This window comes from Maricaulis sp. (genome assembly GCF_030149425.1).
In the GTDB taxonomy this organism is placed as follows: domain Bacteria; phylum Pseudomonadota; class Alphaproteobacteria; order Caulobacterales; family Maricaulaceae; genus Maricaulis.
This window is the reverse complement of record NZ_JASBRQ010000085.1, coordinates 1-22,471: the sequence shown is the minus strand read 5'-3', so window position 1 is coordinate 22,471 and position 22,471 is coordinate 1. Positions and strand designations below refer to the sequence as shown.

Genomic DNA, 22,471 nt, shown 5'->3' with positions numbered 1-22,471 from the left:
TATTTGGACACGCCTTCTTCTACGCGTCCCAGAATCTGCTCGCGCAGCGCGTCGCTGACGTCGATGCCTTTGCTGACAACTTGTGTATGCATGCGCTCCTTCCCGCTGGCCATTCACCAGCCCGTGAGGCGTTTTCGAACTGTGCCGCCCCTCCCCGGAAAGCGGGCGGAACCTAGTCGCGCGACGGTGGCGGAGTCAATGGCATTGTCCGTGCCGATAGTCCGGTTTTCCGGCGGGGCAGCGCCAGGTCGCACAGACGCGTGTAAATCCCGGGGTCTAGCCCGCGCGCTTGAGAATGCGGCGGCGTTGGACCGAAGAGGGGATGTTCAGCGCCTCCCGGTATTTGGCCACAGTCCGGCGTGCAATTTCAATCCCTTCCGCCCGTAAAAGATCGACAAGCTTGTCATCGGACAGGACCTCGGCGACGGTTTCCTGGTCGATCAAGCTCTTGATCCGATGGCGTACAGCCTCGGCAGAGTGGGCCTCCCCGCCGCCTGCCGACGGGATCGCGGAGGTGAAGAAATATTTCAGTTCGAACATGCCGCGCGGCGTCGACACAAACTTGTTCGAGGTCACCCGGCTGACGGTCGACTCATGCATGCCGATGGCATCGGCCACGGTCTTCAGGTTGAGCGGGCGCAGATAGGCCACGCCATGGGCCATGAACATGTCCTGCTGGCGGACAATCTCGCTGGCGACCTTGAGAATGGTGCGGGCCCGCTGATCCAGGCTTTTGACCAGCCAGGATGCATTCTGATTGCACTCGGAGATGAAGCTCTTTTCCTGCTCCGTGCGCGCGGCTGAGTGGATCTCGTTGTAATAGCGGTTATTGACCAGGACCCGCGGCAGGGTCTCCGAGTTCAGCTCAACCTGCCAGCCGCCATCGGGCGCCTGGCGAATGAAGACGTCCGGCTCGACGGCGCGGGCATTGTCATTGCCGAAGGCGAGGCCCGGTTTCGGGGTCAGCTGACGGATTTCACTGACCATGTCGACCAGATCATCATCATCAACGCCACACAGGCCGCGCAGTGTGTCGTATTCGTGCTTGGCCAGGCGCTCGAGATTGTCGAGCAGGCAGGCCATGGCCGGGTCGAGGCGATTCTTTTCGCGCAATTGCAGTGCCAGACACTCACCGAGATCACGCGCCATGACCCCGGCGGGCTCGAAGGACTGGGTCACTTCCAGCATGGCCTCGATGCGGGCGCGCTCGAGGCCGAGCCGGGCGGAAACCTCGGCCAGGTCTGCGCGCAGATATCCGTCTTCATCGGCCAGATCGATCAGATGCGCACCGATCATGCGGTCGATCGGGTCATTGGTGGCGGTAGCCAGCTGATTGTGCAGATGTTCCGACAGGGTCAGATCGCGCGTAGAGTTGGCGATCGCATCATATTCTTCGCCTGCAGCGCCGCCGCCGGAACCACTCGGTGTCCAGTTGCTGGCTCCCGCACCCACTGCGTCAGCCGCAGCATTGCTTTCCACGCCGGCCAGATCGGCTTTCGAATCGTCCGAGTGAATGACCTCGACATCGGCATCGAGCGAATCATTGGCATCGGCTGACGGGGCAGCCAGTTCCAGTTCGCGCGGCTCGCCATCGCCGGCTTCGCGGGTCGATTCGGCGCTCTCGGCCGAATCATCGCGTTCAAGCAGCGGATTGCGTTCCAGTTCGCCCTCGACGAACTCGGCCAGCTCGATATTGGATAGCTGCAAGAGCTTGATGGCCTGCTGCAGCTGGGGCGTCATCACCAGGGACTGGCCCTGGCGCATATCCAGCTTTTGCATCAATCCAGCCATGAACACCTCTGTTTGGTAAGCTTCTTGCAGAGGTAATCAGGAAAAGCTTTCTCCGAGATAAACGCGTTTCACGTCCGGATCGGAGCGGATCTCTTCCGGCGAGCCTTCAAACAGCACTTCACCTTCATAGATAATCGTTGCGCGATCAGTGATTTCCAACGTTTCGCGGACATTGTGATCGGTGATCAAAATGCCGATTCCGCGGTCCTTGAGGAAGCGGATCAGATCCCGGATATCGGCGATTGCCAGCGGGTCGATACCGGCAAAGGGCTCATCCAGGAGCATGAAAGAGGGGCGAGTCGCGAGGGCGCGGGCGATCTCGACGCGGCGGCGCTCACCGCCGGACAGCGACGGCGCACGGGCGTGGCGCAGATGTGAGATGCGCAGCTCCTCGAGCAATTGCTCGACCAGCTCCATACGCTTCTCGCGATCCTTCTCGACGATCTCGGCGACGGCGAGAATGTTTTCCTCGACACTCATGCCATGGAAGATGGATTTTTCCTGCGGCAGATAGCCGATGCCCAGGCGCGCACGCTGATACATGGGCAGGCGGGTGATGTCTTCGCCATCAAGGAAGATGCGGCCGTAATCGACTTCGACGAGGCCGGTGATCATGTAGAAACACGTCGTCTTGCCGGCGCCATTGGGACCAAGCAGGCCGGCCACTTCACCCTGTTTCAGCGACAGGCTGACGCCCTTGACCACCGGACGTTTGGCATAGGCCTTGCCGATCTTGTCGACATAAAGCCCCGTCGCCGGCACTGCGGCCGCGTCCGGTGCCTGACCGTCCCTGAGTGCGCTGTCCATGCTTACCGGCCTTCCGGCTCGCCGCCGGCCTCATCATCATTGGCCGGTGTGATGACGACGCGGACGCGCTCGCCATCACCGGCTTCACCAAAGGTGGAGTTGCCGCTGACCAGATCGGTCACAAAGCGATTGGTGGTGATGACGTCATCACCCTGATTGATCACCACATCACCGGTCAGGGTGATGGTTTCCGAGGACAGGTCATAAACCCCGCGATCACCGCGCGCCCGCTGCGTCGGGGTGACATAGAGCACGTCGCGGGTGGCGATAATGCGTTCGATATCGCCCCAGCCGCCGGTGCCGCCGCTTCCCGGCAGACCAGTGAAAAAGGCCTCCAGGCGCTGGGCGCGGATGGTTGATTCGCCCTGGATCGCGACGACGCGGCCGGTCCAGACAATGCGGTTCTCGCTATCGAAAACCTCGACGTGGTCGGATTCGATGTCCAGCGGCAGATCGCTGTTGCCGATCTGGGCCAGGGCCGGTGCGCCGGTTAGCAGCAGCGCCGCTAGTGCGGTCAATACGCTTCGCATTACTCACTATCCTCACTGTCTGGGCGGGCTGTGCGGCTTTGTATGATATGCATGCGCACGCGTCCTTCAAATATCACATGCTCGCCGCCATCGCGGATTTCATAGCGGTCGGCGCTCATCCGCCCCATCGGGCCAATGCCTGTGACCGGTTGTTCGCCGAGCACACGCTCTTCGCGCAGGAAGATGCGGGCGTGTTCCGAGGCGAAGGAATAGCCCTCATCCGTCGTCAGATTGACATTGGCGTCGAGGTCCAGAACCCGGTTGGTCGGATCAAACGTTCCGCGTTCGGCAAGCACCCGGGACGCCTGCTCCCCATCGCTCAGGAAGTCGTAATCCAGGCGCGGCTGCTCGAGATCGGTGATGCCGGCCTCGCTGTCACGGCGACGGACCGCGCTGTCGGCGGTCACGACATAGGGCGTATTGTTCTCGTCGCGGCCGGTAAAGCGCGGATTGATCATGCGCACATCGGTACCGACTGCTTCGGTGGTTTCCACTTCGCCACCGATCGAGTTGGCAATCATCTGGCCGATGATCAGGGCCAGAATGGCGATGGCGCCGCCCATGAAGGCGAAGCGCAGAAAGCGCACAAACGCCGTACGGCGGCGCGCTGCCGTCAGTGTCAGGGCACGGCGCGGCTCCCAGCTGCCGTGATCGGCAGGCTGCAGCGCTTCCAGACCCTGAGCTGCGGTGGCGGTCATGCCCTTCATTCCATGCTTGGCGGTGATGTTGGCGGATACCCGCCAGTAAGATCAGTCTTTACCGGCCATTTCAAGGCGAGATGAAGCCCTAAGAGTGGGCGAAGATGTCCGTTTCCGGCCAGCCGGCCAGGTCCAGGGCGGCGCGGGTCGGCAGGAAATCGAAACAGGACCGTGCCAGCTCCAGTCGTCCCTCGCGCTCGAGCATAATGATCAGCTTTTCACGCAGCTTGTGCAGGTGGAGGACGTCGGAAGCCGCATAGTCCAGTTGCGCCTTCGACAATTCCGCCGCGCCCCAGTCCGAGCTCTGCTGCTGTTTGTTCATGTCCACGCCGACCAGTTCGCGGGTCACATCCTTGAGGCCATGCCTGTCGGTATAGGTGCGGCACAGCTTGGAGGCGATCTTGGTGCAGAAGACCGGTGCCAGGGTGACGCCGAGATAATTCGCGATCATGGCCACGTCGAAGCGGGCGAAATGGAGGATTTTCTCGACCTCGGGGTCGGCCAGCAGGGCTTTCAGGTTCGGACAGTCATAGCTGGTGCGATCCATCTGGACGACATGGGCATCGCCATCGCCGGAGGAGAGCTGCACCACGCAGAGCGGGTCGCGCACCAGGGACAGGCCGAGGGTTTCGGTGTCGATGGCGATCAGCTTGCCGAGGTCGACGTCGGCGGGCAGGTCGCCCTTGTGGTAATGAACAGTCATTGAATTTCCTTCCACCAGCCTCGTAACCCCCGTGCGCGGGAAGGGCAATCGGCGAGCGCCGTCCTCGTACTCCTGTGGCGGAAATCCAACCAAGACATTAATGTGACATTAACGTCAAAAATCGCACCAAAACCTCGATTAATACTTCGGCTTTGCGCGAAACGATGAGTCAAAATACATTAATAACAATAAGATGTTGGGTCATTTCGGGTGTGCTCAAATGAACAGTACACGGACTTTACATGGGCGGGTGATTTATGTAACAAAAGCGTCACAAACAAATACACCCCGATGGAGGGTTCAATGAAAACGCAAATTCTTCTCGCCTCCGCCGCTCTGGTGCTGACCACGACCGCGGCCCAGGCGCAACTTCAAAGCCCGGCGCAGATGCGCGCCGACCGTGATGCTCTCGTGCTGGAAATGTCCGGCGAGCGCAGCTGGGAAGTCAGCTGTCAGGTCGAGCAGGGCGATGGCGATGTCATCCGTGGCCGCGAGCGTGGGCGGGGCCTGCGTCACGCCGGTCGGATCATGGTGTCTGACGCAGCCGGCGGTACGTGTAGCTATGACGTGCCCGAGCGCGGCGAGCTGCGCCTGACCATGCGTGTGGCGCACACCTCGTTCGATTGCCCGTTCGAAATTACCGATGGCGGTTTCTGCCGTGTGACGCTCCCGGCGGGCGCATCGGGTTCTTTCCGGATCTCGCACAGCCGTCCGGCAGCACTGCCGGGCAGTTAAACCACCAGGCTACGCCGTGATCCGATAGCCGCGCCGGGTAAGACCCCCAAAAGGTCCCGGCGCGGCTTTTCATTTGCGTGTTTATGCGAGCGCTGTCCCGGCAGCATGAACGCTCTCTGAACAATGCTGACCCAAATGGGGCGAAAGAAACTCTGTTTGGGCACATTTGCCCCCATTTCGAGCCTCAAACCGGCCCTAGCGTCATAGGTGTCGAAACCGGGGCGCACCTGTTCCCGGTCGCATCAAGCAAAGGCCTGGGGGCTATTATGAACAAGACCGCACTGACCAGCGCGATCGCCGCTGTCATCTTCGCCGGCTCTGCCGCCGCTCAATCCACACCGGCTGGCCAGCTGTCCTACAATCTCTCCGCTGAAGTGGGTTCCGTGTGTGGCGCCTATAACTCCACCGGCACCGAGATTGATGTCGATTTCGGCGAGCTCTCCAACACGGCGACGACCAGCACGGTGGAACAGAGCGCCGGCAGCGCATCCTATGCCTGTAACTCTCCGAACGGGTTTACGCGCACCTTTGCTTCGACCAATGGCGGCTATCTCTTCCGCTCCGGTACCGGCGGCGGCAATGAAAACCAGATTGCCTATGAAATGCAGCATGGCGGTGGCAATGGGTTGAGCATGGACTGGACCCAGCTGACCTCCTCGGAAAGCTCCGACCTCTCCGGCAGCGCCTTCCTGGCCGGTCAGACCGGCGCCGTTGCCTTCCGGGTTTATGGCGTGCGCGCGACCAATGCCGGCGCCAATGGTGCCAGCCACACGACGGTCTTCGCCGGTGATTATTCCGACGTCGTCACCATCACGCTGACTGCCAAATAGGTTTTCTCATGCTATCACGCGGTCGGGGCCGGTTCTGCCGGCTCCGCACCGGGTGGATGGTCCGGTGATTTCTGGGGGGCATTATGAGACAGATTTTCAAGCATCCGGTGCGCGCCCTGGCGGCTCTCCTGGTTTTGCTGATCCCGGCAGGCGTCGCGGCCGCCTATGAGGTCGAGCCGATGCGCATGATCCTCGACCTGGGCGCCGGCCGCACCACGGCCGTGATCAATATTCGCAACACGCGCGAAGAGGCCCTGCCGGTCGAGATTGTCATGAAGCGCCGCATTGTGCAGGCCGATGGTAGCCAGGAATTCGTGCCGGCGGAGGAGGATTTCTCGATTTTCCCGCCGCTGGCGCTGATCCAGCCCGGCCAGTCCCAGGCCATCCGCATCAGCTATATCGGTGATCCCAATGTGCGCGACAGCCAGGCCTTCATTGCCGAAGTGCAGGAAGTCCCGGTTTCCCGAGAGGATTTCACCGGCGTGGTCTTTGCCTATAATTTCGGCGTTGCCGTCTATGTCCGCGCCAATGAGGCGCAGGCGGATGTGAGCCTGGCCGAGGTCCGCGATACGCCGCAGGGGCTGGCACTGCGGGTGACCAATGCCGGTACCGATTTCGCCATGCTGGGTGAGCTTGATCTGCGCATCCGCGCCGGCGGAGAAAGTGTCCGCCTGAGCCCGGCCCAGGTCGCTGAACTGGTCGAGAACCCGATCATCCCGCCGCATGCCAGCCGGGACTTCCTGCTGGGGATTGACGATTTGCCGGATGGTCCGGTCGAGGTTTCGCTGGGGCGGTCCTTCTGACCGCGCACTCTAACCACACACAGGCGGGGGCATGTGGGGGCAGACAGCTAGATTTCACGCCCTGATCGGGGCGGCACTGATCGCTCCGGCCGTATTGGCCGGGGCGTCTTCTGCTTGCGCCCAGAGCGCCAGCGACGTCTTTACCGTCGCCTTGCCGGTTACCGTCGACGAGCGCCGTTTGCCATCGCTTCTGGTCGAAACCACGGTTGCCGAGCTGGTCAGCCTGCCACCCGCCGCCCTCGCGGCCTCCCTGTCCGATCTGCTCAATCCCGAAGCCGCCGCCGCACTGGCAGGCCTGGGCAGCGACATGCGCCCGGTCGCGGACCTGCACGCGCTGGGTTATGGCGTCCGCCTGAACCCGCAAACCCTGAGCATAGAGATCGACATCCCTGTCGCACAGCGCGCCGCCAGCTCGGCCTCCCTGGCGGAAGACTGGGGGTATTCCACGGCCAACGCGCTCTACCCTCAGGGGCGATCTTTCGGCGTGACCGGGGCGCTGCAGCTGTCGGACACGCTGAGCGATGACGAAGGCGCGGCCGCCGATCTCGGCCTTGATGGTTTCGCCAATTTCGGCGGGGCGGAAGGGTATAGCCTAGACTGGGGTGGTCGCATTGCCTGGCGCAGCGGCGGCGAGACCGATTTTCGCCGCCAGCGACTGATTGCCTTCACCGACCGGCCGGACCAGGCCCGGCGCTATTCCGCCGGGGACTTGTCGCCGCAACTGGCGCGCAATACCGGGATTTTGAATCTCGCCGGTATATCCATGGAGACCAATTACCGGGATCTGCAGCCGACCCGGAATATCCGGCCGACGGGAAGCCGCACCTTGATCCTGGAGCGTCGCTCGACGGTCGAGGTTTATGTCAATGGGGCCCTGATTGACCGCTTCCTGGCCGAGCCCGGGCCGATCGACCTGCAGGATATCCCGCTGGCCAATGTGTCCAATGATGTGACGATTGTGGTCGAGGACGGGTTGGGCCGGCGCGAGATCGACAGCTTCTCACTCTCCGCCGACGTGTCCCTGCTGAGCCCGGGCCTGTCCGAATCGGTCCTGGCGGCCGGGTTCCGCCGTACCGATCAGGGTGGCGAATTCGATTATGATTTCGACGCTCCTGTGATCGGAGGCCACTACGCGCTGGGCGTATCACCCTCGCTGACCCTGTCCGGCTCCGCTGCCGTAACTCCGGAACTGGTCTCTCTGGGCGGCGCTGTGTCCCGAGCCATGCTGGGCGGGGTCGGGCAGCTGGATGTGACTTTCAGCGAAGCCGATGCGCTGGAGCAGGATTACGCCGTGGCGGTGAACTTCCGCGGTGGGCCTTATCTGGGCCCGGAGCGTTATGCGACCGTCAATCTGCGCCTCAATTATGCCGGGCCGGACTTTGCCTCGCTCAATGACCTTGCAAGCGAGAATGATCAGCGCTGGAGCCTGGGCGGGGATGTCCGCTTCAATCTCACCGATCGCACAGCGGTCAATTTCGGTGCGGTGTATCAGGATGCGCACGCGCTGCCCGAGCGCGCCTACACCCTGACCGCCGGGATGAATCGCCGGTTCGGCGAGATCGTTCTGGCGGCCACGGCGCGCCATAGTGAGTTTGAAGTCCGCGGTTCGGAAACCGTGATTTTCCTGACCCTCAGCCGCCGTCTGGGCGCGCGCCAGATTGTCAGTTCCAGCTATGATTCCTCGACCGGGGCGAGCCGGCTGGAATATCGCGCCCTGCGTGATCGTGACCTGCCCAGTCTGAGTGGCCGGGCCAGCGTGGCCAATCAGGGCGGTGTGGTTGATCTGCGGGGGCAACTGGCGACGGAAACCACACGCTATGCGGCCCAGTTCAACGCAGCGCACACACCGGCCGCCGACGGGCGAAACGAGGCGTCCCGCCTGTCCGTGCGTCTGCAATCGGGGATCGCCCTGGCCGACGGCGCCGTCGCGATCGGTCGCGACCCGGGCCGGGGCTTTGCCATCATTGACCGACACACCTCGTTGCGGGATGCGGAGATCCTGGTTTCAACCGGAGCCGGCGGCCGTACCGAGGCGCGGGCTGACCAGCTGGGCGCAGCCGTGGTCAGCTTGCCGGCGGCCTACCGGCCGCAGGATTTGCGCATCGGCGCGCGTGGGCTGGAGCCGGGCTATTATATCGGTCCGGGCCGCTACACCGTGGTGCCCGGAGCGCTGACGGGGCTACGCATCACGGTCGGCACCGAGGCCTATCGCACGGCCGTCGGCGTCCTGCGCTCCGGCGCTGAGCCCGTCGCGCTGCAATATGGCGAGATCCGCAATCTCGAATCCGGAGCGGTCAGCGTCTTTTTCACCAACCGGGCCGGGCGTGCGGCGTTCAATGAACTGATCCCTGGACGATACGAAGGGCGTCTGGCCGATGGTCAGCTTTTCCGCTTTGAATTGCCGACGGATGCCCCGGCCTATATCGATCTCGGCGAAATCCTGCTGGAGGCCGGTCATGATTAGGGTGTTCATCGCTGCTCTGGCGCTCCTGCTCGGTTCGGCCCCGGTGTTGGCCCAGGCCTGTGACGGCTATCAGGTCAGTGCCGCCCAGATCAGCGGCTTCAGCTATAATGCCGCCGACCCGCTGGCCATGCGGCTGGATATCGAATTGCGCGCCGCCGAGACCGGCTTGCCGCGCAATTGCCGCCAGGTGCCGGTTTATATCGAACTGATCGGCGGTACGGCGCGCGATCCGGATTTCTTTTCCGGCGGCGAGGCTCTGCAGGCGGAATGGGAGCGCGGGCCGGAGGTGCGGCGTGACAATAATCGCTGGCGCTTGCGCAATTCTGCCCGCCGCGCCCTGGTCGAGGGCGAGACGCTGAGCATCGACTTCTATCGTGTTGCTGCGGGCCAGTTTCAGCCCCCGGGGGATTATCGCCAGGAGCTGGAGATCACGGTCGGCAACGAGGTCACTACAGTGCCGCTCACAATCGCCCTGGCGCCGGCCCTGCGCTTTGAGGGGGACACGACCTCGGGGCAGCAGAACCTCGATCTCGGCGACATCTCTGCTGGCGGGCGGGCCCGTTCGGACTTTTTCTTCCGCACCAATAGCGCGGTCGCGGTGACCTTGGTGTCGGATAATGGCGGCGCTTTGGTGCACGAGCAGGGCGAGGCCTTTGGCCGCATCCCCTACAGCGCGAGCTTGTCGGGCACGGCGGTGGATCTGACCGCGCCGGGCGGCGATGTCGTCGATATTCCCTTTGCCGGCACCTCGGTACAATCGGGCCGTTTGGAGGTCGAGGTCGCTCCAACCCCGCATCAATATGCTGGCCGTTACCGCGATGTCGTCACCCTCAGCTTCATCCCGTATTAGTTAGCTTTTTAGGCGTTTTCGACGCAGCGATTAACCATAGGGCGAGATCGAGCGCGCCAAGCGGTGCCAGATTTGCTACACCCGCGGCCAGTCTGATTGGCAGCCGGGGGCGGCATGCACCGTTTCTCCATCCTCATTGGCGCAGCAGCGATGATTGCTGCAACCGGGTTAACGCCCGGAGCTGATGCAGAATTGCGTTTTCAGCTCCGCGCTCATGTCGCCGAGCGCTGCGCCATCGCCGAGATTGATGCCGAGGCCTGGGAAGAGGGCGTTTTGCGCCTGCAAACCCATTGTAATGCCGAGCATTTCTCCGTGCGCCTTTTGCAAGGTGACAATGAGATTGCTCTGCGTGATGTCCAGGCTACCGGCGCTGCTGATGCCCGCCTGCGCGCTGGCCAGATCCGCGTCCGCCAGACCCGTCCGGGCACGCTGCAGCTCGCCGTCGAGGTCGAAGACCCTTTCGCCCTGACCCGCGGCGCCCTGTCGGTCCGTATCGAAGCGGCCTAGGCCCAAAAACAAAAAAGCTCCCGCCAAACGACAGAAGCTTATTCGACATGATCTCTTGAAGGAGATGGTGCCCAGGAGAAGACTCGAACTTCCACTCCCTAACGGGAACTGGCACCTGAAGCCAGCGCGTCTACCAATTCCGCCACCTGGGCAGGTAACAGGAGCGCGGTAAGTAAAGAGCCGGGCCGGGTGTGTCAATCGCTCAATGTGCGTGAAATGCGGTGATCTGCAGCGTCCGGCGATTTGCTGACGGGAGTTTAAGTTGAGGTGGCTTCGGCGGCGCGCTAGCGAGGCGGACAAAGGAGAACGCCCCATGGTCCGGATTTTCGCTTTGCTCGCTGCGCTCTTGCTTCTGAATGGGCCTGGCTTGGCCCAGTCCGAGGAAGCGGATCGCGAGGCGATTGTGACGCTCCTGCGTGAAGGGCCACTCAATATCGGGCCCGATATCGACGCCTGGGAAGCCAATTACCATCCTGACTGGACCGTCTGGTTCGCCGGTGCGGCCGAGGCCCGGCAACGTGCCGATCACATGCCCCTGGTCCGCGATTATGTGGCCCGTGGGGCTGTGGTGGAGCGCTATGATCTCGATCTGGTCTCGTTCGACCTGTTCGGGGATACGGCCATCGTCCGTCACCTGGCCCAGGAACATGTCCGCGACCCGGAGAACGGGCTGCGCATTATTGATTATTCCGCGACCACCACGCTCGTCCGCACTGACGGGCGCTGGCTGATCCGTACCTCCTCGTTGAGTTTTCCGGCGGGATATGAGGTGCCGGGCGAGCGCTGACCGCGTACCGAGGCGCATCATCGCATGGACAATCGCTGCGTTTTTTGATCTATCCGGGCGCAACAACTTCCGTCCCCGGGGATTCCCTCATGCTTCGCGATGAACTCATCACTGTATTCGGCGGTTCCGGATTCGTCGGCCGTCACGTTGTCCGTGCCCTGGCCAAAGCCGGCTATCGCGTCCGTGTCGCCTCGCGCCGCCCGCATCTGTCGCAGGATCTGCGGGTCATGGGTGTGGTTGGCCAGGTTCAGCTGGTGCAGGCCAACATCCGCGTTGCCTCTTCCGTTGAGCGCGCTGTCGAGGGTGCCAGTGGGGTCGTCAATCTCGTCGGTGTCCTCGCCGAGGGTGGGCGTCAGAATTTCTCCAGCCTCCACGCTGCCGGCGCGGAGGCGATTGCCAAGGCCGCTGCTGCGGCCGGTATCGAGCGGGTGATCCAGGTTTCTGCCATTGGTGCCAGCGCCGAAAGCGCCTCGCGCTATGCCCAGAGCAAGGCGGCGGGTGAGGCGGCTGTCATGGCTGCTGTCCCGACCGCGACCGTGCTGCGCCCGTCGATCATTTTCGGTACCGATGACGGCTTCTTCAACATGTTTGGCTCGATGGCCCGGTTTGCGCCTGCCCTGCCGCTGTTCGGTGGCGGTTCATCGCGCTTCCAGCCGGTCTTTGCTGGTGATGTGGCGTCCGCTGTTCTGGCCGCTTTCGAGAGCAACAGCGCCCGTGGTGAGACCTATGAGCTCGGCGGCCCGGGCATCTACTCCTTCAAGGAGCTGATGCAATTCATCCTCGATGAAACTGATCGTCCGCGCTTCCTGGTGCCGCTGCCCTACTCGATCGGTACGGTCATGGGCATGGTGTTTGAGATGCTCGCCATCCTGCCCTTCGTTCAGCCCATGCTGACGCGTGACCAGATGATCCAGCTGCAGTCCGACAATGTCGTCTCCGACGGCGCCAAGGGGCTGGCGGATCTGGGCATCACGCCGGAAACCGTCGAAGCGATCGTGCCGACCTATCTGGGTCGCTATCGCCGCCACGGCCAGTTCCACGAAAAGTCGGAAGCCTAAGCGCGCCTAGCTCAGGGCCATCCAGGCAATCAATCCGCCGCCCAGTGCGAGACGGTAGATCACGAACGGCATGAAGCCGGTGCGTTCGACCAAGCGCATCAGTACGGCAATGGCCGCCCAGGCGGCGGCAAAGGACAGACCGCCGACGATCAGGCCGGCCTGAAGATCGGCGCCCCCTGCATCTCCGCTGGCCAGTTCCAGCACCGACACCAGAGTGAAGGCGACGATCACAGGGATCGCCATCAGCATGGAAAACCTGGCGCATTCCTGGCGCGTCATCCCCAGGGCGCGGCCTGCCGTCATGGTCACACCGGAGCGCGAGGCGCCCGGGATCAGCGCCAACATCTGGGCCAGGCCGATCAGGGCGGCGTCCTTGAAACTCATGGTCTCGGCGGTCTTCTGCGCCGGGGCGTATTTGTCGGCGAGCCAGAGCGGCAAGGCGAAGATCAGGGTCGCTGCAGCGATCACCTCCGGTGAGCGCAGGTAATCCACCAGGTCAAAAACGAACAGCGCGCCAGCCACAAGGATGACAGGTGGCAGTGAGGCGGCGACCAGCAGCGCGAGGCGGCCACCCTGGGTCATCTTGCCCGTAACCAGGGCCAGCATGCCGGTGATCACCGAGGCGATATCACGCCAGAAATAGACCAGGACCGCGATCAGCGAACCGGCGTGGGCCATGACGTCGATAAAGGCACCTTGATCCTCCTCACCGAGGACTTCAGGCACCAGGATCAAATGGGCCGAGGAGGAGATCGGCAGAAATTCGGTTATGCCTTGAATGAGCGCAAGGACGACAAGATGGATCAGCGACATGGAGGGGCCCGCTTGAAAGATGTGGAGCGATCTTTCCCCGTTTCGTCTGCAATGGCCAGCGGGCGATGATGTCGTACCTGACCTGCCAGGGCGGTCAGCCTGGTTTCCGGCTTGGTCTGGCCTCCGGGCAGGAATGTCCTTAGCAAGGGGTGGTAAGCAGACCGGCCAGATAGCCGACGAGGGCAGGCAATGAGTTACATCGACAGTTTCGAACATGTCCTTGTCGGCTACCTGGCCGGGCTACCGGTCTACCGTCCGCTGGTTGATATCGCTTACCCGGACGACGGGACCGATGACGAGGACTTTGGCTGCAGCACACACCAGCTTGTGCTGGGCGGCGGCAGCGGGGAGCATCCCGGCCTGGTGCTGGAACGCCCGGACGCAGCGATGGCGGCTTTCGCCCTGGAGAGCGAGCTCTTTGACCTGCCCCCTGATGAGGCGGCGGCGCTTGGTGACATGATCGCGGCTGCTCCGGTGCATCAACGCTATGGCTGGCGCGCCGATCAGGTGGATGCGTTTGCCGAGCGCTGCCGCTCGGCTGCGCTTTGCAATCCGCACTCACCGGAACGCGAAAGCCTTGTGCATTGGCTCACGCTGGGTTTTGGCGAGTTTGCCTATCTGGCCATGCCGGACTTGGCACCCGAGATGGCCGCGCGTCTGCAGCCCTACCAGACCGGCACGCCTGACATTGCCGAGTTCAACAATATCCTGCTGCCCCCACCGGGCCTGCCGGGCTATTCCCCAGCCGGGACCGCTTTTGACAGCCGGTTGCGCTCAGCTCCGGATCGGGGGTGAGGGCGATGGCCGGCCCGTCATGACCCAGAACCGGCAGAAAGTCTGGATCGATAGCGATGGCGGTGTCGATGATGCCCTGGCGCTGATGTGCGCGATTCGCTCTGCGCGCCTGGATCTGGCCGGTGTGTCTACCGTGTTCGGCAATGTCGCGCCGCGCAAGGCGGCCCGCAATATGGCGCTGGTGCAGTCGCTGGCTGGCGGTGTGGTGGTGCCCGTCCATACCGGTTGTGCCCAGCCTTTGCAGGGGTCCTGGCGTCATGCCCGGCATATTCACGGTGAGGACGGGATTGGCGGGGCCAGCGCCGGTCATGCGCTGGGCTATGAGGAGGGGGTTGTGCGCGATCGGGGCGCGGATGCCGCGCTTGCTGCGATGGCCGGCTTTGCCCGCGGAGGAGGCACGCTGATCGCCTTGGGGCCGCTGACTAATCTGGCTCGCACTCTGTCCCGCGCGCCCGATACGCTGGACGGGATCAACGAGATTATCGTCATGGGTGGGGCGCTGAGCGTGCCCTGGGTGCGTCGGGGCGGGGTGGAATTCAATACCGGTTCCGACCTGGAATCTGCGCGCGGAGTGCTCGCTATGGCACCGCGTTTGACGCTGATCCCGCTCGATATCTGTCGGCGCGTGGTGTTACGACGGGCCCGGTTGGCGCAAATGGTTCGCGGCCTGCCCGAGCGGGCCGGCCGTTTCCTGGTGCGCGCGCACGAGCATTACATGAATGCCTACAGGGCGAGTGATGGCATTGAAGGCTGCTACCCGCATGATGCCCTGGCGGTTATGGCCGCGGCGTCTCCGGAGGTTTTCCGCTTTGAAACCCTGCCGCTCGAATTCGCCACCGATGGCGAATTCCCGGGCCTGTTGCGAACCGCCCCGGCCGGACGGCCGGTGCGGGTCGCGACGGGGGTTGATCAGCGCGCGGCCCTCAATGCCATCGCCATTGCACTCGGCGGCCATTCGTCCGATTGACGCGGCAAGCCGCTGCACCCTAATGCTTGCCTATGCCGCATGATCACCATTCCGCCGCCGGTCCGGGCCGGCTAAAGCCGAGCGAGGCGCGCAAGATTTCCGGCGCGGCCACCTGGGCCTCGCTGAGCGTGGCCCTGATCCTGACGGTGGCCAAGGGTGTGGTCTGGTACATGTCCGGATCGGTGGCGCTGCTCGCCTCTATGGCCGACAGCCTGTTGGATCTCACCGCATCGCTGACCGTGTTCTTCGCCGTGCGCTATGCGGCTGAACCGGCCGATGCCGAGCATCGTTTCGGGCATGGCAAGGCGGAGGCCTTTGCCAGTATCCTCCAGGCCATGCTGGTCGCCGTGTCCGCCGCGCTATTGCTGCGCGAGGGCGTTGCCCACACGATAAACCCGGTGACGATCGAGGCTTCGGGCTGGGCTCTGGGCGTGATGACCCTGTCGATTGCCTTGACGCTTGGGCTGCTCATTATCCAGACCCGCGCCATTGCCAAGACCGGTTCGGTCGCGATCGAGGGCGACCGGGCCCATTATTTAACCGACCTCGGGGCGAATATCGCGGTGATGGCGGGAATCGCGGGATCGGTCTTTTTCGGACTCGAGCGGCTGGATGGCCTGGCGGCGCTGGCGGTGGCGGTATGGCTGGCGCATGCGGCCTGGCAAGTGGCGCGCAAGGCGCTCGATCAGCTTATGGACCGGGAATTGCCGGACACCGAACGCGAGGAGATACGGACTTTAGTCGAGGCCGATCCACGCATTCTAGATATCCATGACCTGCGCACCCGGGCAGCCGGTCCACTGGTACATATCCAGTTCCACATGGCCCTCGATCCGGACATGTCTCTGGCGGACGCGCATAAAGTATTGGTGGATGCCGAGAACCGATTGCTGGCGGTCTACCCCGCAGCCGATATCCTCATTCATGCCGATCCGCACGGCGCTGCAGAACCGCATGGGGCGGCATTCTTCGGCGGCGAGGCGGAGACGGCAGATGGTGGCCATTGAGTTGACCGGGAAAGGGCGGTAACGAGCCTTTATGCGTGTGCTGTATCACTGGCCGCTTGATCCGTTTTCCCGGCAGGCACGGCTGGTCCTCGACGAAAAATCCATCCGCTACAAAGCCAAGACGGTTTCGCCCTGGGATCGCCCGGACGAATTGCTCGCGCTCAACCCGGCCAGGCTGACCCCGGTTCTGGTCGATGAGGCCGGCGGGACGAAGCGCGTGGTCATCGAAGTGCGGGCGGTTCTGGAATATCTCGAGGAGACAACGCCGACACCCTGCCTCTTGCCGGGCGGGCCGGCCGAGAGGGCTGAGGCGCGGCGTCTGTGCGACTGGTTCGACCGCAAGTTTGACGGCGAGGTCAACGCCTATCTGTTGCATGAAAAGCTGGAAAAACCTGTGCAAGGGCTGGGGGCGCCCGACCCGCAGGCCATGCGCGAGGGGCGCGAGCATCTGCGCGGCCATCTCGAGCATATCGCCTGGCTCCTGGAAGCTCGTGACGGGCTGGCCGGCCCGCGCTACACGCTGGCCGATATCGCCGCCGCGGCGCACCTGTCCTGCCTCGACTATCTGGGCGAAGTGCCCTGGAATGAGTTTGAACCGGTGAAGCACTGGTATCAGCGCGTCAAATGCCGCCCGGCCTTTCGCAGTATTCTCGATGACAAATTGCCGGGGATTTCGCCCTCGCGGCATTATGCGGACCTGGATTTCTAGCGGGTCTGCTTGACTTGCGGGCCTGAACCCGCGACCGATTGAGCGAAGTCTTCAAGGGAAAATCATGATCCGTCATCTCGTTGCTGTACTGGCTCTGCTCGCCGCTATGCTCGCCGCACCCCTGCATGCGAATGCGCAGACCGAAGCGGAGCGCGCCAGCGCCTTTGCGTCCTGGTCCCAGGAAATGGGCCTGTATGCCCAGGAGGCTGTCAATTTCGTCGAGGTGGCGGGACCCGCCTATGAGATCATGGCGGATATCCAGACCGGCGCCACGGACCGGGCGGGTGCGCTCTCGCGCATCGATGCCTGGCGTCGCCAGGTTGATGCCCAGATGACGGGCTATCGGGATCGTGGCGCGGCTTTGGCGCGGGGTCCGCGATACACGATTGATGGACAGGATGAGGCCGTCGCCTTGATGCGCGACATGCCTGCGCAGGTCATTGCCACTATCACCGGCTATTTCGAAACAGTCGAGACGCAGGCGCGTGACCTGGCCAATGGTGTAGACATCGACCCCTATGCCATCCAGGTCGCGCAGTTGGCCTTGCTGCAGGATTATTATGCTGGCCTGGCGGCGATGAACCGGGCGGCCGGCGAGGGGGTGCTGGCGGACCATCCCCAGCATCACCTGCTGTTTTCCATGACGGTGAACATGGAGTCGTTCATCCTGGCTCTGGAGGTTGCCCGTCAGCGCATGGGTGGCGCGCCATCAAGCCATGCGGTGGATGATTTCGCCGGTGCCCTGGCGGATAACCAGCGCGAAGTGCAGGCCCATATCGCTCAAGCCCGCCGCCATTATGAGCGCATGGTTGCCGAGTTTGACGCCGCGCGTGGCGTTGCCACCGGCGAAGCAGCTCGCCAGATCGAGCTGGCCGCCAGCATGTTCAATACCTATCCGGCCAGTTTCGACGCGGAGTTGAGCGGCGCGGCGATCTTTTCCGGCACCTTGGAGGAGGTTATGCCGATTACGGCTCCAGAGCGCTACGAAGCCTGGCTGACGCAGCTGACCGAGTATGAAGGCCGGCGTGACAGTCTGCAGCTGGAACGCCAGCGGCTGGGCACCCAGTTCTAGTCGCGCAGCGCTCGATAGTCGTCTTTTCGCTGTTGAACGCGTATCTCGGACCGGGCATGGACAGTTCAGCCCTCAAATCCCTCGCTCTCGAGATCGGTTTTACCGATGTCCGCCTGTGCCGGGCCGATGAGGCCTGGGCGGCGTCGCAGCGTCTGGAGGAATTCGTCGCTCAGGAGCATCACGGCTCGATGGCGTGGATGGAAGACACGCTGGAGCGGCGCAAACACCCCACGGCCATGTGGCCGGATGCAAAGTCGGCGGTGGTGGTCGGTCTCAATTACGGCCCGGACCATGATCCGCTGGGGATATTGGAGCGCCGCTCTGAAGCCGCGATCTCGGTCTATGCGCAGAACGCCGATTATCACGATCTGATCAAGAAGCGCCTGAAACGCCTGGCCCGTGAATTCGTGGCGCGGACGGGCCATGAGGTGAAGGTTTTCGTCGACACCGCGCCCTTGATGGAAAAACCCCTGGCGGCAAAATCAGGGCTGGGCTGGCAGGGCAAGCATACCAATCTGGTCAGCCGCGAGCATGGCTCCTGGCTGTTTTTGGGGGTCATGCTGACGGCGGCGGAGCTGGAGCCGGACGCGCCGGAAACCGATCATTGCGGTTCCTGCCGGGCCTGTCTCGATATCTGCCCGACCCAGGCCTTTCCTACGCCCTACCAGCTCGATGCGCGGCGCTGCATTTCCTACCTGACGATCGAGCATAAAGGCCCGATCCCGCGCGAGTTCCGGGCGCCCATGGGCAACCGGATCTATGGCTGTGACGACTGTCTTGCAGTGTGTCCCTGGAACAAGTTTGCCGAGGTCAGCGCCGAGGCTGCCTTTCACCCCCGGCCAGAGTTGAAAGGGCCGTTGCTGAGCGAGCTGGCGGCGCTTGACGACGCCGATTTCAGACAGGTTTTCACGGCTTCCCCGATCAAACGCATCGGGCGTGACCGGTTTGTTCGCAATGTGATGATCGCGATCGGGAATTCTGGCGATGCCAGCCTGCTGGGCGTGGTAAAGGAGCGGTTGCGCGATGAGGCGCCGCTGGTGCGCGGAGCCTCAGTGTGGGCCCTGTCGCAGCTCGATCCGCATACTTTCGAGCGTCAGCGGACCGGCGCGCTGGAGACGGAAACCGACGCCGATGTGATCGCTGAATGGCGGCGGGACTGATCAGCCAGCCTGGCGGATTGCTTCAAGAATACGGCCGCGCAGCACCAGGATATCAATATTGTCCGGCGCCAGCTGGCGGGCTTGTTCAATGTCCTCAAGGGCCAGGTCCGGCTCGCCCAGTTCAAGCCGGGCTTCGGCACGTCCGGACCAGGCTTCCCACAGACCCGGCGCGTTTTCCACCAGGTGGTCGGCATCGCTGAGCGCATCATTCCAATGCCCCAGGGCAAGGCTGGCGCGCAAATGCCCCTCAAAGCCGGGCAGATAGTCTTCAGACAAGGCCATGGCGACGGAATAGGCTCCGGCCGCCTCGACCGGTTCATCCAGCGCCATCCAGGCTTCTCCGGCTTCTCGCCACATGCCCAGCCGCTCCACCAGCAGCAGGCCGGGCCGTTCGATACTGGCCACGCTTTCCAGCATTTCCGCGCCACGGGCGGTATCGCCGAGCGCGATCAGGGCGCGGCCGTGACAATGCCGGGCCGGCCAGCCGCCGCCCTCATAGCTCCAGCTGACCGCGTCGGCGAAGGCTGCATCCGGTTCGTCCTCGGTCATGGCGAGGCAGGCGGTATAGCGGGCATGCTCGGCCAGTTGCGCGGCACTTTGGGCGGATGCAGGCAGGACAAACAGGCCTAGGCCGATCAGGGCGGTCAGAATACGCATGTAAACTCCGTGACGGGGTGATGGCAGATTACTGGCTGGCGGCTAGAGCGTCCACAGGCGCGCGGTGTCTTGCACAGAGGGCGAATTGTTTTCGGGGCGCGGCTGTGAAAGAAGCGAATTTCATGGAAACAGGTTTTCTCTCCCGATGATCGTCTTGCAGGTCATACCCGAGCTCGATGCCGGCGGTGCCGAGCGCACCACGCTGGAAGTGGCCGAGGCCCTTGTTGCGGCGGGCGGGCGCGCTTTGGTGGCCAGCCAGGGCGGACGGCTTGAGGGCGAGCTGGAGGCCATGGGCGGTGAACTCGTCCGGCTGCCGGTGGCGACCAAGAACCCCTGGGTGGCCTGGCGCAATGTGGCCCGGCTGAGTGCTGTGATCCGGGACCAAGGCGTGGACATCGTGCACGCCCGCTCGCGTGCCCCGGCCCTCAGTGCCAAAGCGGCCTGTGACAAGACCGGCGCGCATTTCGTCACCACCTATCACGGCACCTACAATGCCAATTCGGGCCTCAAGCGCTGGTACAACAGCTTCATGGCCAAGGGTGAGCGGGTGATCGCCAATTCCGAGTTCATTCGCGATCATATTTGCCATGAGCACCCGTTCGCGGCCGAGCGCGTCACCGTGATCCCGCGCGGGGTCGATCTGGAGCGTTTCGATGCCGCGGCCATCAGCCCGGACCGGGTTGAAGCGCTGGCGGCCGATTGGGGCATTGAGGCGGATGCGCGCGTTGTTCTCCTGCCGGGGCGGCTGACCGGTTGGAAGGGGCAGCGCGAAACCATCCGCGCCTACGCCCAGCTCAAAGCTGGTGGGGCCGAGCTTCCTGTGTTGATCCTGGCCGGCGATGCCCAGGGACGCACCGGCTATGTCGACGAGCTGGCGGCCCTGATCGAAGAGGGTGGATTGTCCGGGCAGGTGCGCATGGTGGGTCATTGCAGCGATATGCCGGCCGCCTTTGCCCTGTCCCGCCTGGTTTTGACCCCGTCGGTCGAGCCGGAGGCCTTCGGCCGCACGGCGGCTGAAGCCGGCGCCATGGGCCTGCCGGTCATCGCGGCCGATCACGGCGGTGCGCGCGAGGTCATTGTCGAGGGTGAGACGGGCTGGCGGGTCAAGCCGGGCGATGTGGCGGCGCTTGCCGACGCCATTGCCCAGGCCCTCAACCTCGATGCTACAGCGCTCGACAATCTCGCCGAACGGGCCAAGGCTCGCATCCAGGAGCGGTTTTCGGCACGGCAGCTGCAAGCTTCGACATTGCGTGTTTACAACGAAGTCTTACAATCGAAATCATGAGCGAACCGCAGCGTGACATCGTATACGTCCTGCATTGGGGCGACCTGGCATCGACCGTGCGCATGCTGGCGTCGGCCGAGATGATCCGCACCGCGCATCGCCGCGACCGGATCGTGTTGCTGACGAAGCCGGATTTTGAGAGCTTTTTGAAGCATTGTCCGTTCTTCAATGCGATCGAGATTGATGCCGTGCCGGATACGCGGCCGCTGATGGGCATGCGTGACAAGCGCCTGAAATCGGCCAAGCCGTCGCGGGTTTACGATCTCATGGGCGATGACAATTCGCGCAAGCTCAAAAAACTGTTCCGCTTTTCCAAATGCGAATGGGTTGAAGTCGTGGCCGATCCGAAATCGGGTCAGCACCCTGTCGACGAGGTCGCGGGCAAGCTCAATCAGGTGCTCGGACTGGGCGCCACCCATTACGAGCTCGGCGAGGCGCCGCCGCCGGATGCCTCCTGGGTGGACTTCCTGGCCAAGAAATCGCGCATGCTCGAGCCGGAATATTTCGGTCTCAACGGTCCGTATGCCCTGCTCTCACCGGCTGGAGAAAGCATCAAGCCGGCTTTGCGCTGGCCGAAGGAGAAATGGGCCACGCTGGCACATGAACTGCTCCAGGCCGGGATAACACCGGCCATCGTCGGCGGCCCCGATACCCGCGAGGTCGGGCGTTATGTCTGTCATGTCGCGCCGGGTGCGCGTGATGTCACCGGTCGGGCCAAACTGCCGCAATTGGCCGGACTGGCACGCCGGACGCGCTTCATCTTCGGTGAGGATACGCCGCTTCTGCATGTCCTCGTCGCGGGCGGTGCCCCGGCACTGGCGCTTTACGGTCAGGTCGACAATCCGGCCCTGATTGCGCCGCGGGGCGCGTCGGCAGTGATCCTGATGCATGCGCCTACCCTGGCCCAGGTCGACCCGGCTGAAGCCATGCGGGCGATGAAGTTTGCCGGCGGTTTTGCCAGCGCGCCTGAAGCCGCGTGACAAGCCACACTTGCTTAATGTGTCTAATTCACCATAGTGCGCGCCTCCCGGCACACCTGCGGAGGGATTTCGAGCCTTTGGGGCTTGATCCCGTGCGGCGACGGGACAATTAGTTTAGACTGAGTTTGTCGGCCACAAAGGAGAAGAGGCCATAGCCCGTAGACCCCATGTTGCGCAGCCGCCCAAAAAAGAGGGCCCCCGCACCAACCAAGACATCCGCGTCCCGCGGGTGCTTCTTATCGACGAAAACGGAGAAAAGCAGGGAATCATGCCTACCGATGCAGCGCTGGACGCTGCCCGCGAGGCAGGACTGGACCTTGTCGAGGTGTCGCCGAACGCTGACCCGCCCGTGTGCAAGATCGTCGATTACGGCAAGCTCAGATACCAGGAGCAGAAGAAGAAAGCCGAGGCACGCAAGAAGCAGAAGACCGTCGAGATCAAGGAGATCAAGATGCGTCCGAAC

General features: G+C 63.2%; 24 protein-coding genes and 1 tRNA gene. 17 read left to right on the top strand and 8 right to left on the bottom strand.

Features of this window, described 5'->3' with window-relative positions:
* Positions 1 to 276: 276 nt before the first annotated feature.
* The 5 genes from rpoN to Q1V57_RS14845 all read right to left on the bottom strand — a co-directional run bounded on the left by rpoN (position 277) and on the right by Q1V57_RS14845 (position 4,529).
* Complete coding sequence (gene rpoN / locus Q1V57_RS14865) at positions 277 to 1,791, bottom strand: RNA polymerase factor sigma-54 (RefSeq protein WP_300532402.1); 1,515 nt, start codon at positions 1,789 to 1,791, stop codon at positions 277 to 279.
* Between the two features lie 36 nt (positions 1,792 to 1,827).
* Positions 1,828 to 2,598 carry an LPS export ABC transporter ATP-binding protein gene (gene lptB, locus Q1V57_RS14860; RefSeq protein ID WP_300532400.1) on the bottom strand — a complete coding sequence of 257 codons (771 nt, stop codon included), beginning with the start codon at positions 2,596 to 2,598 and terminating at the stop codon, positions 1,828 to 1,830.
* 2 nt (positions 2,599 to 2,600) lie between these two features.
* Complete coding sequence (locus Q1V57_RS14855) at positions 2,601 to 3,128, bottom strand: LptA/OstA family protein (RefSeq protein WP_300532398.1); 528 nt, start codon at positions 3,126 to 3,128, stop codon at positions 2,601 to 2,603.
* Entirely contained in the window at positions 3,128 to 3,826 is a 699-nt protein-coding gene (gene lptC / locus Q1V57_RS14850) for an LPS export ABC transporter periplasmic protein LptC (protein ID WP_300532397.1), read from the bottom strand. The genes Q1V57_RS14855 and lptC overlap by 1 nt, the downstream gene beginning before the upstream one ends.
* An 88-nt stretch (positions 3,827 to 3,914) precedes the next feature.
* Positions 3,915 to 4,529 (bottom strand): ribonuclease D, encoded by a 615-nt coding sequence (locus Q1V57_RS14845; RefSeq protein ID WP_300532396.1) that lies wholly within the window; start codon positions 4,527 to 4,529, stop codon positions 3,915 to 3,917.
* 303 nt (positions 4,530 to 4,832) lie between these two features.
* Between Q1V57_RS14845 and Q1V57_RS14840 the strand changes: the two genes are divergently transcribed.
* From Q1V57_RS14840 to Q1V57_RS14815, 6 genes are all read left to right on the top strand, one after another.
* Positions 4,833 to 5,264: a hypothetical protein gene (locus Q1V57_RS14840; protein ID WP_300532395.1), complete on the top strand. Its 432-nt coding sequence runs from the start codon at positions 4,833 to 4,835 to the stop codon at positions 5,262 to 5,264.
* 266 nt (positions 5,265 to 5,530) lie between these two features.
* Positions 5,531 to 6,094 (top strand): hypothetical protein, encoded by a 564-nt coding sequence (locus Q1V57_RS14835; RefSeq protein WP_300532393.1) that lies wholly within the window; start codon positions 5,531 to 5,533, stop codon positions 6,092 to 6,094.
* A gap of 83 nt (positions 6,095 to 6,177) precedes the next feature.
* Entirely contained in the window at positions 6,178 to 6,897 is a 720-nt protein-coding gene (locus Q1V57_RS14830; RefSeq protein WP_300532392.1) for a fimbria/pilus periplasmic chaperone, read from the top strand.
* A 31-nt stretch (positions 6,898 to 6,928) separates the two neighbouring features.
* A complete protein-coding gene (locus Q1V57_RS14825; RefSeq protein WP_300532390.1) occupies positions 6,929 to 9,361 on the top strand; it encodes a fimbria/pilus outer membrane usher protein in 2,433 nt (810 codons plus the stop codon).
* Complete coding sequence (locus Q1V57_RS14820; protein WP_300532389.1) at positions 9,354 to 10,211, top strand: hypothetical protein; 858 nt, start codon at positions 9,354 to 9,356, stop codon at positions 10,209 to 10,211. Before Q1V57_RS14825 ends, Q1V57_RS14820 begins: the two co-directional genes overlap by 8 nt.
* 114 nt (positions 10,212 to 10,325) lie before the next feature.
* Positions 10,326 to 10,718, top strand: a complete 393-nt coding sequence (locus Q1V57_RS14815) for a hypothetical protein (RefSeq protein ID WP_300532387.1) — start codon at positions 10,326 to 10,328, stop codon at positions 10,716 to 10,718.
* Between the two features lie 65 nt (positions 10,719 to 10,783).
* On the opposite strand, the gene Q1V57_RS14810 is transcribed toward Q1V57_RS14815, so the two are convergent.
* Positions 10,784 to 10,870, bottom strand: a tRNA-Leu gene (locus tag Q1V57_RS14810).
* Between the two features lie 161 nt (positions 10,871 to 11,031).
* Between Q1V57_RS14810 and Q1V57_RS14805 the strand changes: the two genes are divergently transcribed.
* Positions 11,032 to 11,505, top strand: a complete 474-nt coding sequence (locus Q1V57_RS14805; RefSeq protein ID WP_300532385.1) for a nuclear transport factor 2 family protein — start codon at positions 11,032 to 11,034, stop codon at positions 11,503 to 11,505.
* An 89-nt stretch (positions 11,506 to 11,594) separates the two neighbouring features.
* Positions 11,595 to 12,563, top strand: a complete 969-nt coding sequence (locus Q1V57_RS14800; protein WP_300532383.1) for a complex I NDUFA9 subunit family protein — start codon at positions 11,595 to 11,597, stop codon at positions 12,561 to 12,563.
* Between the two features lie 6 nt (positions 12,564 to 12,569).
* On the opposite strand, the gene Q1V57_RS14795 is transcribed toward Q1V57_RS14800, so the two are convergent.
* The gene (locus Q1V57_RS14795) at positions 12,570 to 13,376 is read right to left on the bottom strand and encodes an undecaprenyl-diphosphate phosphatase (RefSeq protein ID WP_300532381.1); all 807 of its coding nucleotides are present in this window, start codon (positions 13,374 to 13,376) and stop codon (positions 12,570 to 12,572) included.
* A 189-nt stretch (positions 13,377 to 13,565) separates the two neighbouring features.
* Here Q1V57_RS14795 and Q1V57_RS14790 point away from each other — a divergent pair, with 189 nt between their 5' ends.
* The 6 genes from Q1V57_RS14790 (at position 13,566) to queG (ending at position 19,086) form a co-directional block, all read left to right on the top strand.
* The gene (locus Q1V57_RS14790; protein WP_300532380.1) at positions 13,566 to 14,171 is read left to right on the top strand and encodes a hypothetical protein; all 606 of its coding nucleotides are present in this window, start codon (positions 13,566 to 13,568) and stop codon (positions 14,169 to 14,171) included.
* Positions 14,172 to 14,190: 19 nt separating this feature from the next.
* Positions 14,191 to 15,138 carry a nucleoside hydrolase gene (locus Q1V57_RS14785; protein ID WP_300532378.1) on the top strand — a complete coding sequence of 316 codons (948 nt, stop codon included), beginning with the start codon at positions 14,191 to 14,193 and terminating at the stop codon, positions 15,136 to 15,138.
* A gap of 32 nt (positions 15,139 to 15,170) precedes the next feature.
* Positions 15,171 to 16,145: a cation diffusion facilitator family transporter gene (locus tag Q1V57_RS14780; RefSeq protein WP_300532376.1), complete on the top strand. Its 975-nt coding sequence runs from the start codon at positions 15,171 to 15,173 to the stop codon at positions 16,143 to 16,145.
* A 31-nt stretch (positions 16,146 to 16,176) separates the two neighbouring features.
* Positions 16,177 to 16,854: a glutathione S-transferase family protein gene (locus Q1V57_RS14775; RefSeq protein WP_300532374.1), complete on the top strand. Its 678-nt coding sequence runs from the start codon at positions 16,177 to 16,179 to the stop codon at positions 16,852 to 16,854.
* A 64-nt stretch (positions 16,855 to 16,918) separates the two neighbouring features.
* Positions 16,919 to 17,926 (top strand): hypothetical protein, encoded by a 1,008-nt coding sequence (locus Q1V57_RS14770; protein ID WP_300532372.1) that lies wholly within the window; start codon positions 16,919 to 16,921, stop codon positions 17,924 to 17,926.
* Between the two features lie 56 nt (positions 17,927 to 17,982).
* The gene (queG, locus tag Q1V57_RS14765; protein ID WP_300532370.1) at positions 17,983 to 19,086 is read left to right on the top strand and encodes a tRNA epoxyqueuosine(34) reductase QueG; all 1,104 of its coding nucleotides are present in this window, start codon (positions 17,983 to 17,985) and stop codon (positions 19,084 to 19,086) included.
* Here the strand turns inward: queG and Q1V57_RS14760 are convergent, their stop codons facing one another.
* Entirely contained in the window at positions 19,087 to 19,743 is a 657-nt protein-coding gene (locus Q1V57_RS14760) for a tetratricopeptide repeat protein (protein ID WP_300532368.1), read from the bottom strand.
* 145 nt (positions 19,744 to 19,888) lie between these two features.
* Here Q1V57_RS14760 and Q1V57_RS14755 point away from each other — a divergent pair, with 145 nt between their 5' ends.
* From Q1V57_RS14755 to infC, 3 genes are all read left to right on the top strand, one after another.
* A complete protein-coding gene (locus Q1V57_RS14755) occupies positions 19,889 to 21,028 on the top strand; it encodes a glycosyltransferase family 4 protein (RefSeq protein WP_300532366.1) in 1,140 nt (379 codons plus the stop codon).
* On the top strand, positions 21,025 to 22,008 hold the full coding sequence (locus tag Q1V57_RS14750) for a glycosyltransferase family 9 protein (protein ID WP_300532364.1): 984 nt from the start codon (positions 21,025 to 21,027) through the stop codon (positions 22,006 to 22,008). Before Q1V57_RS14755 ends, Q1V57_RS14750 begins: the two co-directional genes overlap by 4 nt.
* Before the next feature lie 151 nt (positions 22,009 to 22,159).
* A partial coding sequence (gene infC / locus Q1V57_RS14745) for a translation initiation factor IF-3 (RefSeq protein ID WP_300532404.1) occupies positions 22,160 to 22,471 on the top strand: 312 nt, incomplete at its 3' end.